12 protein-coding genes are annotated in these 13,406 nt (G+C 47.7%); all 12 read right to left on the bottom strand.

All coding sequences use genetic code 11. From position 1 onward, the window contains the following. Window positions 1-247: 247 nt before the first annotated feature. Window positions 248-1,309 (bottom strand): NAD-dependent epimerase/dehydratase family protein, encoded by a 1,062-nt coding sequence (locus ACTNBB_RS07480; RefSeq protein ID WP_441056127.1) that lies wholly within the window; start codon window positions 1,307-1,309, stop codon window positions 248-250. A 3-nt stretch (window positions 1,310-1,312) separates the two neighbouring features. Continuing rightward, window positions 1,313-3,052: a thiamine pyrophosphate-binding protein gene (locus ACTNBB_RS07475; protein WP_441056128.1), complete on the bottom strand. Its 1,740-nt coding sequence runs from the start codon at window positions 3,050-3,052 to the stop codon at window positions 1,313-1,315. Window positions 3,053-3,065: 13 nt separating this feature from the next. After that, window positions 3,066-4,577 (bottom strand): lipopolysaccharide biosynthesis protein, encoded by a 1,512-nt coding sequence (locus tag ACTNBB_RS07470; protein WP_441056129.1) that lies wholly within the window; start codon window positions 4,575-4,577, stop codon window positions 3,066-3,068. Beyond that, a complete protein-coding gene (locus ACTNBB_RS07465; protein ID WP_441056131.1) occupies window positions 4,570-5,625 on the bottom strand; it encodes a polysaccharide pyruvyl transferase family protein in 1,056 nt (351 codons plus the stop codon). Before ACTNBB_RS07465 ends, ACTNBB_RS07470 begins: the two co-directional genes overlap by 8 nt. Before the next feature lie 69 nt (window positions 5,626-5,694). Continuing rightward, the gene (locus tag ACTNBB_RS07460; RefSeq protein ID WP_441056133.1) at window positions 5,695-6,810 is read right to left on the bottom strand and encodes a glycosyltransferase family 2 protein; all 1,116 of its coding nucleotides are present in this window, start codon (window positions 6,808-6,810) and stop codon (window positions 5,695-5,697) included. Between the two features lie 8 nt (window positions 6,811-6,818). Next, on the bottom strand, window positions 6,819-7,592 hold the full coding sequence (locus ACTNBB_RS07455; RefSeq protein WP_441056134.1) for a glycosyltransferase family 32 protein: 774 nt from the start codon (window positions 7,590-7,592) through the stop codon (window positions 6,819-6,821). Between the two features lie 11 nt (window positions 7,593-7,603). Next, on the bottom strand, window positions 7,604-8,269 hold the full coding sequence (locus tag ACTNBB_RS07450; protein WP_441056135.1) for a DUF1919 domain-containing protein: 666 nt from the start codon (window positions 8,267-8,269) through the stop codon (window positions 7,604-7,606). Further along, a complete protein-coding gene (locus ACTNBB_RS07445; protein WP_441056136.1) occupies window positions 8,262-9,491 on the bottom strand; it encodes a hypothetical protein in 1,230 nt (409 codons plus the stop codon). The genes ACTNBB_RS07450 and ACTNBB_RS07445 overlap by 8 nt, the downstream gene beginning before the upstream one ends. Before the next feature lie 45 nt (window positions 9,492-9,536). Continuing rightward, window positions 9,537-10,670 (bottom strand): glycosyltransferase, encoded by a 1,134-nt coding sequence (locus tag ACTNBB_RS07440; RefSeq protein ID WP_441056137.1) that lies wholly within the window; start codon window positions 10,668-10,670, stop codon window positions 9,537-9,539. After that, window positions 10,663-11,835: a glycosyltransferase gene (locus ACTNBB_RS07435; protein WP_441056138.1), complete on the bottom strand. Its 1,173-nt coding sequence runs from the start codon at window positions 11,833-11,835 to the stop codon at window positions 10,663-10,665. Before ACTNBB_RS07435 ends, ACTNBB_RS07440 begins: the two co-directional genes overlap by 8 nt. Beyond that, window positions 11,828-12,676: a glycosyltransferase gene (locus ACTNBB_RS07430; protein WP_441056139.1), complete on the bottom strand. Its 849-nt coding sequence runs from the start codon at window positions 12,674-12,676 to the stop codon at window positions 11,828-11,830. The genes ACTNBB_RS07435 and ACTNBB_RS07430 overlap by 8 nt, the downstream gene beginning before the upstream one ends. Then, window positions 12,677-13,363 (bottom strand): sugar transferase, encoded by a 687-nt coding sequence (locus ACTNBB_RS07425; RefSeq protein ID WP_441071064.1) that lies wholly within the window; start codon window positions 13,361-13,363, stop codon window positions 12,677-12,679. It lies immediately after the preceding gene. Window positions 13,364-13,406: the final 43 nt, after the last annotated feature.

The following is a 13,406-nucleotide window of genomic DNA, read 5'->3' as shown; positions in this document are numbered from 1 at the left end:
ATTGCCTTTCCACGAATCCTAGCTTCAGCAATTAAGATTCTAGGCGATAACCGCTTCCTGCTTTCTACGGCCAGGGAAGCGGCCCCTTACACCAACATTCGGCACGCGATCGCGCGATAGAAAATTTCCTAAATAGCGACCTATTTACCAAACAAAAGCTTGCCTACAACATTCTTTAAGCAAATATTCCCAACGATTTGACAACGGGCCTACCGATGAATCCTCAATCGATAGGCCCGCCTGCTATTTACTTAAGCGCCCTTCTTACCAGGTACTTAGAAGCGCCCACGAAGCCTGAAGTCGCTGCAACGGCGGCAAAAGACGGGACGCCTCCGGTAAGGCTATCAAGCTTCCCCTGAAATCCCGGTCTACTGGGAAGCGAAGGCTCAGAAGAAAGATAAAGCGAAAGCTCTTCGGGCAATGTTTCGCGCATTCCCTTCAAGCCTTCCTGCGTCATCCCCGTAACAGATAGGATTTTCGAATTATCAATAACCCTATTAAACATTCGGTCATAGCGAATCTGATAGACACCGCCTCTATGACGTTCAAACTCACTAAGTTCACAAGGAACAACTTCAAGCGACGGTAAAACCTCCCGATACGCATCGGCAACTTGACTCCACGTCATATGGTCAGATCCAGAGACGGTAAAAGCCTCGCCCAGTGCCTTAGAGTTACCGACGAGACGAGAAATCATCTCGGCAACATCGCCGCCCCAACTCATGGTCGATTGCTTTTTGAGCATTGCGGCGGGAAGCGGAACGGGAATCTGATGAATGGCTCTCCAGAGCCATTCATCAGATTCCAGGACCGCAAGCTGCAATCTGCCCACCGCGCCATCGTAAGTTACCGCAGGGCGAATAATTGTCCAGTTACACCCAACCTCAGCTAAAAGAAGGTTTTCACAACGCGCTTTGGAAAGCGCATATTCATCGGTCGCAAGATATTCATCATCGTTAACGATATCAAGCAAGCGAGGAGACTCCTCCGTAATTACAGAGGAGTCAGCATAAACGCGATACGAAGAAGTAAAAACGTATTGCTTAGAAGCTGAAAGAAATTTTTTATATCTATCCCTAAATTCCGCGGTCGACCAGACCATGAAATCAACGATAGCGTCCCAGCTAGAATCGAGCAAACTATTCAAAAATGCCTGATCATGCGCATTGCCGATTGCAAAAGAGATGTGCGCGTTACCAGACTCCCTCGGTCGCCGAGTGGTAACAGTGATGTCCCAGCCACGATTCGCAAGTTTTTCGCACACATGGGAGCCCATGGCTCCCGTGCCTCCCAAGACAAGGGCTTTCAAGGTCTACCTCCCCAGCAATTTTTTGACTGCCGAGATGCCTTTGTCTCCAAGGGCGCCTTTGATAGCCGCCTTAGCAACATGCTTTGCATCAACCTCGATTTGCGAAACAGCCTTAAGAGCATCGCTCTCGGCTTGGCTATCGGTAAAAACTTCCAAAAGAAGTGGACGGTCGTGCATCTCAGAATCCGTAAAACGACCAACAACCGAAGAAAACTCTTCCTTGTTTGATGCGCTTAGATATTCAAAACCAAGATCCTCAGCATAATGATGCATGAGATCAGGGGATTGAGCACCAAAATGACCGCGGGCAGCCATAAAGGAATCAGCATCTTCGCCAAACTGTGCAGCCTTATGACTATAGTTTTTGAACTCGGTGCCAACACCGTTATTGACCAGCATGATACGAAGGTTTGACCCGACATGACGATTGCCCATGGAGTTAAGGTCGTAGAAGCACGCAAGGTCTCCCACAACTCCAAAAAACAACTTTTCGGGAGAAGCGAGCGAAGCGCCTATCAAAGTGGAAACGCAGCCATCGATACCAAAACCGCCCGTGTTACAAAAACAAGAAACGCTGTTTGGAGTCTCAAAGAAGTTCCAACTCCGCAGCGTGTTAAGAATGCCAAGATGTAGCACCGCATTCTCAGGGAGTTCAGACGCCATCTGCTCAGCGCACCAGATATTGGAAAAAGGAAGTTCCGGCATACGATCACGAAGAGAGGCGTCAGCAGCGTTCCATTCATCAGAAACGTTGAAGGTAGCCATCGAATCGGTCTTCGCGGCATAAGACTCAAAGAACTCTTGCTCGTTCATCTCGAAGACATAGCGCAGGGTGCCAAAGGGCTCACGAATCCGCCCATCAGGGTTAACACGCCACACTTCACAGGCGGGAAGATTGAGATATGCACCAGAGATATCACCGATGTAGACAATCACATCGGCATGGTTGCAGGCAATCTGACCGCATTCTTGCTTTGAAACAAGCCCCGCAAGAACACGATAAGCGCCACGATAGTTGCTCGTTTGATCACATAGCACAGCAGCGCCATACGTAGCGCAGAACGAATCAACAGCAGCGGCCAACTTTTCGCTCCACGGGCGATGGGCGCCAACAAATACCTCTACCCGCTTACCCTCGAGCGGCGGAAGGTCATCGCCCGGGAAGATACGATCGATTTTGCGTGCAACAGGCAGACCGTCAGCAGAAAAACCATCACTATAGGTAGTGACTAAATCGATATGAACCGGTCCACCTCCGTGGCGCGTGAGCTCCAGAAGAGCCTCATTGGTGCAAAGTTCGCACTCAAGACGATCGTCCGCAGATGCGATAGAACGCGACTGGAAGCTATAAACACACACATCGTTAAGCGGGCTGCGTCGATCCATCACTTGGGGAACGTTGCGACCGATACGGCCAGGATGCTGAGTAGACGTAACGGCTAGAACGGGAAGTTTGCGGTAAAACGCCTCAGTCAAACCGGGCAGGTAATTACGAGAAGCGGTAGCTCCCGTGCATGAAAGAACAACGGGCTCTCCGGTCTCCGCGGCCATACCGCAGGCCATATAAGCAGCAGATCGTTCGTCAACGGATGAAAACACTTCAAAGAACGGGTCGCCCTGAAGACACTCGACAAAAGTAATGTTAGTAGTGCCGGGGCTCGCAATAATCCGCTTAATGCCATGCTGCTTTAATAGTGAAACAAGAATTTGAACATTACGTTCATCGGTGTATATATTTTGCATTATCAACCTTCCTTTATTGGCGATGCAAATAGGGCAATCTCGCAAAGACGGCTTTGCGCTCTCGAGAATCGAGAAGGAACTTCCAGAAACAAGCGACCATTACAAAACTATATAACGCACCCCAGAGCGAAAAAGATAGCCAGCTGGATACCGGCACCAAGGATGTTCCCGCAAGACAAACAACAACAACAAGCACAGTGACAAACACAACCGGAAGGATCCTCTTCCAAAACTTGAACATATCAAGCCCGATATAGCGTTGGTAATACCAGTTCATAAATACACCGCAGCCAAGAAATATGTAAGTCACATAACCAATAGCGGGCGCCCAATAGCCAAAAGGCCCAGCTAGCACCGCAGTCAAACCGAGATTAATGGCCGCCATACAGAGGTAGGCAACGCTTCTGGCCTTGTGCCTATTTTTAGCTCGTTGAATCTCGATTCCTGTATTCTGAGTCAAAGGAATGATCAACGGCGCAACCATAAGCACGATGAGCCAATATGCATCGGAGAAATCCTCTCCAGCCCACTTAACGATGAAAAACCGCCCCAATAGGACAAAACCGCCAAAGACGTAGCAAAACAACAACGCCTGATATCTGCCGACACGCGTCATAAGAGAAGTTAGCTGATCGTTATCGTTACTTTCCGCAACGATACGGTTGATAAGCGGGACAAACACGTTAGACATGGTAGTAGATAACGAATAAAAAACTTGCCTTATCTGCAAAGAAACGGCAAAGACGGCAACAGTGCTTGCACCCGATAGCGCGCCAAGCAGCATGTTTGGCACACTCTGATTAATGAGTTCACAGACCTGATTAGAAAAAATCCAAGCACTAAATACTGCAATAGCAGCAAATAGCGAGAAGTCAAAGCGACGAACATCAAATCTCATGCCAAGCTTAAAGATGGCAAATCTCGCATTGAGCACTAGCAACGTCAAAGTAACGCCCAGCTGGGCAAAAGCAACGCCAACTGCACCCAGACCAAGATTAAGAAGGACGAATGCCACACCGGGCGTAGCCAATGAAGTAAACATCTGTCGCGTCTGCTGAAACTTAAACTGCTCATGGGCGAGAATATAGGCGTCGAAGACTGTGGAAAAAAGGGTGGCCGTAACATTGAACGCCATTATCCCCATAAGCTGCCCAGCAAGGCCAACCTGATCGAACGTAAAGCTCCCGGAGAAGAAGAATTCAACATTACCTGCAAATAGGAGCCCGAGAAACAGAGCAATAGTGCTGACAATAACGTAAAGAATTAGATACATGCCGTTAAGTCTGCGGATATCTGACTCATCCCCAGTCGCACGTCTTTGGGTATAGAAGCGAATATACGCCTCGGAAAAACCAAAGGTCAAAAGCGTCAGCGAAAATACAAACGAGTTAGACGTTTGGTAAACGCCATAGTCAGCCTGGCCGACAAATGCCAGGAGCATGGGTGTATAGACCAGGTTGACGAGGTTTTTAACAACAATATTGAGGTAGCCGAGCATTACGCCGGCCTTGCGCTGGCTAGCCACGAGCGACACCGTCCAGGGCGCCTCGAAGCCAAACAAGCGAGGACTCACGAAGCGCAGCGAGACGCAGCTCTACACCATCCCAATCAGTACCGAAGATGGCTTCCTCACCAAAAGATGCCTCAGAAGAACGATGCCCAACGAGTCCGAAGTTAGAGCACAGTGTGTCAAAACGCGAGGACATGTCGGCATCGGCACTCACGCGTTCATAAACGGCGAGTGGCCTATGGTGCAGCAGCGCAAATACACTCGCATGGAAGGAATCGGTACAAACAAGATCACTGTGGGCGATAAGCCAAACGAACTCAGATGGACCAATTGCAAGTGCGTCGTCCAAGACATCGATGACCTCAAGACCTCGTGAAGCGGCGAGGGCAGCAATGCGACCATCATTAACATCGTTTCCAAGAACGTATTTGAATACGTAAGGACTGCTGCAGTCAACCTTACCGGGTTTGACAGAGACCTTTTGCCAGTCTGCTGGATCGAGCAGCAATGTCGGATCAAGTACTACGGGAACATCGCGACCAGTAAGGTCATGAACAATATTTGCACCCGCAGCCTCACGGACGGAAATGAATTTGATTCCATCAAGTAACTCGGCAGTTTTTTCACGGTTCTCCGTGATCTCACTCACACCGAAACTGGCGGCATAAGCAATTTTCTTTTCTGCAGGGACCATCGGAAGATATTCCAGTTCGCTGTTAAACTCGAAATCAGGATTCCAAACCTGATCGGAGCCAATGACAAAGTTATCGTAAAACGATGCTAGCCCCGGTGAGGAATACTCTTTTGAAACTATTGAATTCGAGAAGGCAATGAATTGCGAATCGAAGTGCCTAAAGGATCCGATCTTGTCACCACGATGCCCTAATGCGCCCAGCTTTCGTTTTACTGTTTTTAACTTTGTAACTGTCGAACCACGAAAGCCGGCCTCACGCCCAAGCGACTCCACGCAATTACCGCAGTGCTCCAAAACTGTTTGCAAAGCATAGTTCTGAAGCCTATTCCCGTAGTTGATACTCTGAATTGTTAAAATCGCCGATTTCAATATCTCACACCCAATATCTTAATTAAAACAAAAATATACATGGAAGCCATATGGCAAATACAAATGGTGTCAGTGTTTAATCACAGCACGAACCCTCGCTAGCGCACCGTAAATCGCGAATGCAGCATGCAACTTACCTTTCGAGAGAAGTTCCCAAGCAAGACGCCACTCACCGTGCATCCCCAAACTATCCCGGGGACACTCCACAAGGTGCTCGCGCAGCCACACGGCATCGAAAGCTCTGAACCACGCCTCCTGAACTTCCGAAAGCAACGAGCCCGACTTAGTCGCCCTGTTAAACTGCCCCATAAACTCACGTGCCAAAAGAAGTCGAGCCTCTCGCTCTCCAAATAAGCCACGGTCACGCATGACCTCGACAACGGCTGAGTAACGCACAAGCGAGTCAACGTCCTGTGGACGCACGACGCCGCACGTAGAGGATCTGTCAACATCCCAGTGATACGCGCAAAACGGCAAAAATGCCACCTTACCGTTCTCAAGCAGCCAAAGATACTCAAGATTAAAGATACGATCTTCCGAAAACCTAAGCCCCAAAGGAAAAGGCGCAAAATTCGTACCCAAGCGATTGACGGCCTCACTAATCAGATCACGCCGGTACAAACGAGACCAAGCAGCATTGAATTCATAGCGTTCCGCATCCTTCACAAAGCCATTCCATCCACCATCAACCATAACCCGTTTGAGCGAATCGGCGGAAACAACAGATATGTCAGACAAAGACGTTCTTGTATCCCGTACCTCCGTTTTGCCAGCATCAGAACACGAATGCTGGCAAATAATAAGGCCAAGGTCATTTATAACAGCCGCATCAATTAGCACCTCATAGTCACCCGGGAACAGATAATCGTCGGCATCAAGGAACATAATCCAAGAACCATGAGCCGCCGCCAACCCAACATTTCGTGCAGCAGAACGACCTTTATTTTGCTGACGAATTAACCTTACCCGGTCATCGCAATTCGCAAGCCGTGCCACAATTACACTCGTGTCATCAGTCGACCCGTCATCAACTACAACAATCTCACGAAGAGCAGGACCAATCGAAAGTGCACTAGTGACGCTACGTTCTATGGTCTCCTCTGCCTGATAAGCGGGAATGATGACACTGATGGCGTTGAACCCACTTGAGCCAATGCCAAACGTCTCCGGGTCTTTGTAAGCCACATCCTCACCTATCGTCCGACAAGTTTTTTTAAAGCAGTGGTCGCTTTTGGACCAATTAGATAAGAAATTCTCTTATGGATCCTTTGCTTACTCGTCGTCCAAGATCCATCATAATGATGAATTGAATAGCTGTTTTCGGTAAGTATTAAGCGAGAATTTATAGGGTCTTTCGGACAAAAATATTCACTCGGATAAATACGCACGCCAGCGACTTCTTGAATTCCGGGGACGTCACGAAGCCCTTTTTCACGGAGGATATTAGTCACCCTATCAACGACTGTAGTAAGGTCGTAACTTCCATCATCTTTGATAAAATGATCCTGTTCGTAAGAATCAAGGATGTCCCTATACAGGCCAAGCCCAGGATTGGCCGCCAGGCCAAGCCCAGGATTGGCCGCCAGGCCAAGCCCAGAAGCAACCGTTCCTTTAGTTGTCTCGCTGCAGTCAACCTCGAATCCCATGTATGGACCTCGTTCGAGAATGGGCTCCAACGAACGAATAACTTCCACGTCAGTATCGAGGTATATGCCGCCCTGCTCGTAGAGAATCTTAAACCGAGCGTAATCACTGGCAAATGCCCACTTTTTAGCTTTATATGCTTCGCAAGCATACTCACAGAGGCCAAAGTCTAAATTCGACTCGTCCCATCGGACAATCTCATAATCAGGCATAAATTTACGCCAGGAAGAAAGGCACTTTTTTGCTAATGGCGGAAGCGGGTTTCCGCCCAACCATATGTAATGAATCTTCTTTGGTATCAAAGTAACTCCAAGCCAATTCACAAATCGATTATTTATCCAAAGGGATAGGAAGCGGGCTCACGATTTAACCAATCATACAGATCAAGACCTTGCGAGAATCTGTCTGTATCGTTTAGTATCTGACCTTCATTAACCGAGGCAGGATGAAAGACAGCACATTCTAAATCAGGTCGACGTGTCGCAGTGAAACATAGTTTGTTGGGAAAACTGATCTCATCGAACTTACGGAGATCTTCCTCGGTACAACTATTCATCTGGCTAAACTTGATAAACAGGTTGTTCCAATTGAGTCGGTCAACACGTCTGTACCACTTTTCAGCAGCCTCCTTCGCTGTTGAATAGTGAAGAAAAACAATCTCAATATCATCGATTAAGGCAATCGGTTTATCAACTTCCCCTCGATTCTTCAAAACGTCCCAATGCAATGATTCATGAGCATCGATAAACTCGAGGGGTGAAGCAAGGTAGTGTCTGAGGTTCGCAGAGAACCTAACGTAATCGGAAGCGAAAAAATAAAGACCTGCCGTCGGCGACTGGTACGGAAGTCCAAAATAGCGATAGACAGACCCACCCCAACAATTATTTGAAATAATAGAAAAATCGCAACGATTTAAACGCTGACGACGACTCTTTACAAATAAAGGATTAGTCTGCTCGCGAATCTTCCTCTGGATAATCCCAAAATAGTCTCTAGCCATGAAAAACCTCATCTTTGCAAGTCGAACCTGAATGCTCTCGCTGCATAGAGTAAATAGCCTCGGAAATACCGATTAAATTAAAGTTGATACAGATAAAGAAAGCAGAGGTCTCACAAAAAGCAACGAATGAAAAGATGATTAAACCGAATATAGCCGGGCTTAGCCTGCCGCAACGAAAAGCTTGCACAAGTGTTGCAAGCCATGCAACATACATAAGAATAGCCACAAGGATACCCGACTCAAGAACTATATGCGCATATGCATTATCAACCAAAAAGGTACTGAAACTGCCAAATCGAATAAAGGCATCATCGAAATCAAAACCGAACGGCAACGGCGGAAACGAAACTGTAAAATAATGCATTAAGGCAAGTCTTGCTGAAAGAACAGAATCGAGCTCACGCATCCAGCCTACAGAAGGATTATAGGAATACATAAAATAATAAGTCGACAGACTCAAAATAATGAAAGCACCGATTCCCAGTGCAATGAGCAATCGATCGAAAGCTTTTCCCCTCAAGAGGGTTGCAAGAATTGCCAAAAATGCTAATAACAGTATGCACAGAGCTGAAGTTCTGGAAAAAACCACAACACGGCACAAGTAGTACATACAACCGTAAAATATCACGTCAACAATGGTTGCTTTTCGAAACCGCAGAACCGTAAAAGCACATGTCATAGAAAGCAAAAGGACACCAAGACTGTTGGGATGTGTGAAACCAGGAGCCTGCCTAAGCGTGTTGTTTAGAGAATTCATCGTAATCGACGAAATATAACCAGCGCTAGCCGCCGATACCGTTACAAGAATTACTCCAAGCGAGCACCAGAAAGAAACTGAAGCAACATCGCGAACGTCAACACCTTTTCCGGCAACAACAAACAGGAAGAGCAAGAAAATATTCCAACTTCCCGAAAACGCTGTTGACGAGATAACCACGCAGGCACAGATAGAAAACAGAGCAATCTGCCACCGTGAAAAACCCAAACGCAAAATATGAGCTGTCAAAACTACCGTGCAAAACGCCCTGACTCCAAGATAAAACAAATCAAGATGAAGAAAGCTAAGGTCGCGAAAGGTAGTGAAATTTAGGTTGTAGGCGATAAAATACAACGAAAATGCGAATAAATACGACTTTTTATAATTATCTGGAAATGTCGAATTGTCACTAAGCGCCATCCAGCCAATATGACTATACGGATGAACTGAATTCTTAGCCCTCACGCCAGTTTGCCTTACACCTTGTTTCATTATTATTGACCCCGCCACTCACTTACCAGAAACCCGTTTCAAAAGTTCCTCATAATACTCCATCAGTTTTTCTGCATTTGCCTCTGCGGAATAGCCGGCCTTAGCCAACCTTTCTCCAGCGAATGCGTCGCGCCCGTCTTCGATAGCGGCAGATAGTTCCGTGGCCCAGTCTTCCAGTGAAGATTCCAGATCGACAAACCTGCCATTCCCAGCAACATCGCTTTCGGCGGGAACATTCGTCGAAAACACGCACGGCAAGCCAGCCGCCTGGGCCTCGACAGCAGAAATGGGCAGTCCTTCATATAGGGAAGGCATAAAGAACACGTCAAAAACCGAATAAAAGCGAGCGACATCGCTACGAACACCTGGCAAAAACACTTTGTCTGAAAGACCAAGAGAAGCAATCTTGTCTTCTAGCGCGCGACGCCCCTCTCCATCGCCGAGAATAACCAAGCGAGCTTCCGGCACCACTTTGATATAAGTCGCAAACGCATCAATAGCAAAAGAATAGTTCTTTTGTTTAACGAAGCGTCCCACGCAACCTATCACCGGAGCGTTCTCAGAAATACCAAGTTCTGCACGCAGGTTTTCACGGGCGTTAATGCTATATGCAAAATCATCAAGACAAATACCGTTGTTTATGAGTTCAAAAGGCACATTGCCAAACAAGTATTTGCCCGCTTCGTTAGAACAGGCAGAATATGCATTTGCAAAACGCTTACCGAACGCAATAAGCGGGGCGTTTCGCAAGCGATGGATAGCATTGTCGGATGAACTATTAAGGTGACTGTGGATAACTCGCACACCCACACCGGCGCGCCGGCACGCTCGAAGGGTTACGAAAGCATTATTAGGCACATGGCAATGTGCGATGTCATACTTACTTGCAACTTTTCCTAGAACATCGGTCGCCTCGCGAGCAAACTCAAAGGGTGACGTTTTACCATGCGAGACAACGTATACTGAAGAACCTTCTGCCTTCAATTCATCGTCAAGACTGTTGGGGAAAATAAGCCGACCCGATTCAGACGAATGATGAAAAAAATCAAAATGGAAACGGTCCCTATCGATATATCGATTCATGTTGAGAACAAAGCGGGTCACGCCTGAATCCGATGCAAGCGAAGGCACTATCTGAAGAACTTTAATCACAGCTAACCCTATCCAACAAATGCTTTCGGACAATAGACGCGCAGTGGTCTGCATCAAAACCCGCACTGCGAACAAGTGCGGCGTAGATATCCCTATCTATCGACATTCGAACCATCTCAACGGCCCTATCCGCCCAGGCAGGCTCACCGGCAGAGAGCGGTAGTGAGGCTTCGACATCCGTCACATGAGCCTCCGAAGGCAAAGCCTCCGAGCATACAATGGTGCAGCCTGAGCATTGAGCCTCAATATGCACAATCGCAAGTCCCTCAAATAGCGATGGCATAAGAAAACAATCAAGGGCCGAGTAGACGGGAGCCGGATCGGGAAGATATCCCGGCATAATGACTTTTTCTCTAATGGCCAGCTCGTCAACCAATTCTTCGACCTGCGGACGCAAATCCCCCTCGCCCACCATCAGGTAATAAGAATTTGGCTCACGCTTTAGAATCTCAGCGAAAACCCTAATCTGAAAGAAGGGATTCTTTACCTCAGCGATACGTCCGACGTTTCCAAATAAGAACGCATTCTGTGGAATATCGAAGCTTTCGCGAATCTCAGCACGAGCTGCAGCATCGAATCTAAAGCGCTCAGTATCAATCCCATTGTTAACGACCTCGAACGGGCGATTGCCGAAAAGATAACGACCAGCATCACTCGAACAGGCAAGGCAAGCGGTAGCGCTGCCGCTGAGAACGGTTTTTCCAAAGGCATGCATAACCGCCTTAGCCGCTGCTTGTCCAGATCCAAAAGCCGAGTTATGAGAATGGACAACGCGCACGGGAACACAGCACTTCATTGCAACCTCGGAGTAGAGGAACCCCATGCCGTTCATGGTATTGATGTAGACCACATCTGGACTCATAGTATTTACTAATTCAGCAAAACCCTTGGATCCATCGCAGAGCCTTTTTAGCTGCCCTGGTTTATGCCCAGGGAAAACCGTATAGCGATCGATTCCCAACTTAGCAAGCTCGTCGTCAAACGAATCATTCCAGTCCCAACATGAGTACAGCGAAAAAGAAACGCACTTTCCTTGGAGCCGGCGAAAGAGCTCCATGAGAAATGTCTCGATTCCGCCTTGGCCCCATGCCTCGGCGTAGCAGAGCACACGTTTACCAGCCGGATAAGAAATCGGCGCAGGAACTTTGCATACGATCTTACTCAACCCTATCACCCTTACGCCGGAGAACGACACGATAAACGAAAGAGCGCAGTGAGTTGGGCATCAAACAAACCATGGCATGCGGGTAATAGGAACAAAAATAATCGCGCTTGGTGAAATACCCACGCTCAACCTGTGCCCTTTTAAAAGCCTTGGCATACTTAAGGTATTGAACTCCTCCCCTACGGGCATAAAAATCATCGCTTACGCGCATCGCCACAAGCGGTTCACCTAGGTTATCCGCCTTGCACCCGCACGCAAGCATCCTGTTAAAAAGGTCCCAGTCCTCGAAATACAGAAAATCGGAACTGTAGTTACCAGCCTCCATAACCCTCGACTTTCTAAATGTCATCGGAGGGTGGCGAAAGGGATTGCGTCTTTTTGAGTAGATGGAGATAGCATCCATACCCTTGGGAAGATCAGTAGAAGCGATGGGCTTATCGGGTGATTCAACGAATTCAACAACGTCGCTCCCGACCATATCAAGTCCTCTATTAATAGCGGCAAGCTGCTTTTCCATACGGTCAGAACGAGCTACATCGTCTGTATCCATACGTGCAACGATTTCATTAGAGCAAGCGAGCATACCTTGACGCAAGGCATAACCCAGCCCATGATTTTCATCATAGGAAATAAATTTAAAGAGACCTGGGTGCTCAGAGTCATAATCTGAAAGCACGTCTTCAAGCTCGCGTGTAAGCGGACCATCCTTGACCATGACGATTTCAGAAGGAGAAACCGTTTGATTTAGCATGCTGTCTAAAGCCTGAATCAGAAAGGCGGGTTTTTCTTTTTTGTAAATGCTCATCAATACACTGTAAGAACAAGTATCAGTTGTCTGCATTTAACGACCCGTCCTCTCCTTGCCGAACATTGCACCAAAGGTGCCCGTGAAGCATTTCCAGTCCATTCGAAAACAGCGGTTTTGAACGTAACGAAGTTCAATCTTTTGTCGCAAGCCGCTCTCGAACGTCGCTTCATTTCGATCCGTTGCTTGCCAAAGCCCAGTAATGCCAGGCTGGACAGAAAGCAATTCAGCCTTCTCCTCATCCGTAAAATGCTGTTCAAGCTCATCCCTTGTAATGGGGCGAGGCCCAATAACAGAAAGGTCGCCGTTTAGCACATTGAGAAACTGAGGCATCTCGTCGATAGAGCATTTGCGAATGAATAGACCAACCTTGGTAATGCGGGGGTCATCATCGACCTTGCGCTCGACTTCCCACTGATGTAGCTGCTCGGGACTTAGATACTTCTGCACATTGCCAGCATCGGCGACCATGCTGCGAAGCTTAAAAATCCTGATTGTCTTTCCGCCCTTGCCAACGCGCTCTTGCGTATACATAGGGCTGCCGGGCGATTCAAGGCTAATAAGTGCGCACACCACAGCAATAGGAATAAGCAATAGAACACTCATCAAAAGACTGAACACAAGGTCAAACAGCCTCTTAACAAAGCGATAGCCAAGCGTACCGCTGGGCTTAATCTGATTGAAAGCCAGTGCATTCCCCACTGATGCACTGCTCTCTGTCATTTCCTTAGCAGTCACAGTCAAACTTACGTCCCCGTCCCCCAGG

Origin of the sequence: Collinsella sp. HCP28S3_B9 (genome assembly GCF_052066095.1) — a bacterium.
Lineage (GTDB): Bacteria > Actinomycetota > Coriobacteriia > Coriobacteriales > Coriobacteriaceae > Collinsella.
This window is presented reverse-complemented; position numbering and strand designations above follow the sequence as displayed.

Coding starts and splice junctions, on each gene's coding strand:
- ACTNBB_RS07430 (WP_441056139.1), bottom strand. CDS start 12,676: ATGCAGACAACTGATACTTGTTCTTACAGTGTATTGATGAGCATTTAC.
- ACTNBB_RS07475 (WP_441056128.1), bottom strand. CDS start 3,052: ATGCAAAATATATACACCGATGAACGTAATGTTCAAATTCTTGTTTCA.
- ACTNBB_RS07450 (WP_441056135.1), bottom strand. CDS start 8,269: ATGGCTAGAGACTATTTTGGGATTATCCAGAGGAAGATTCGCGAGCAG.
- ACTNBB_RS07425 (WP_441071064.1), bottom strand. CDS start 13,363: ATGACAGAGAGCAGTGCATCAGTGGGGAATGCACTGGCTTTCAATCAG.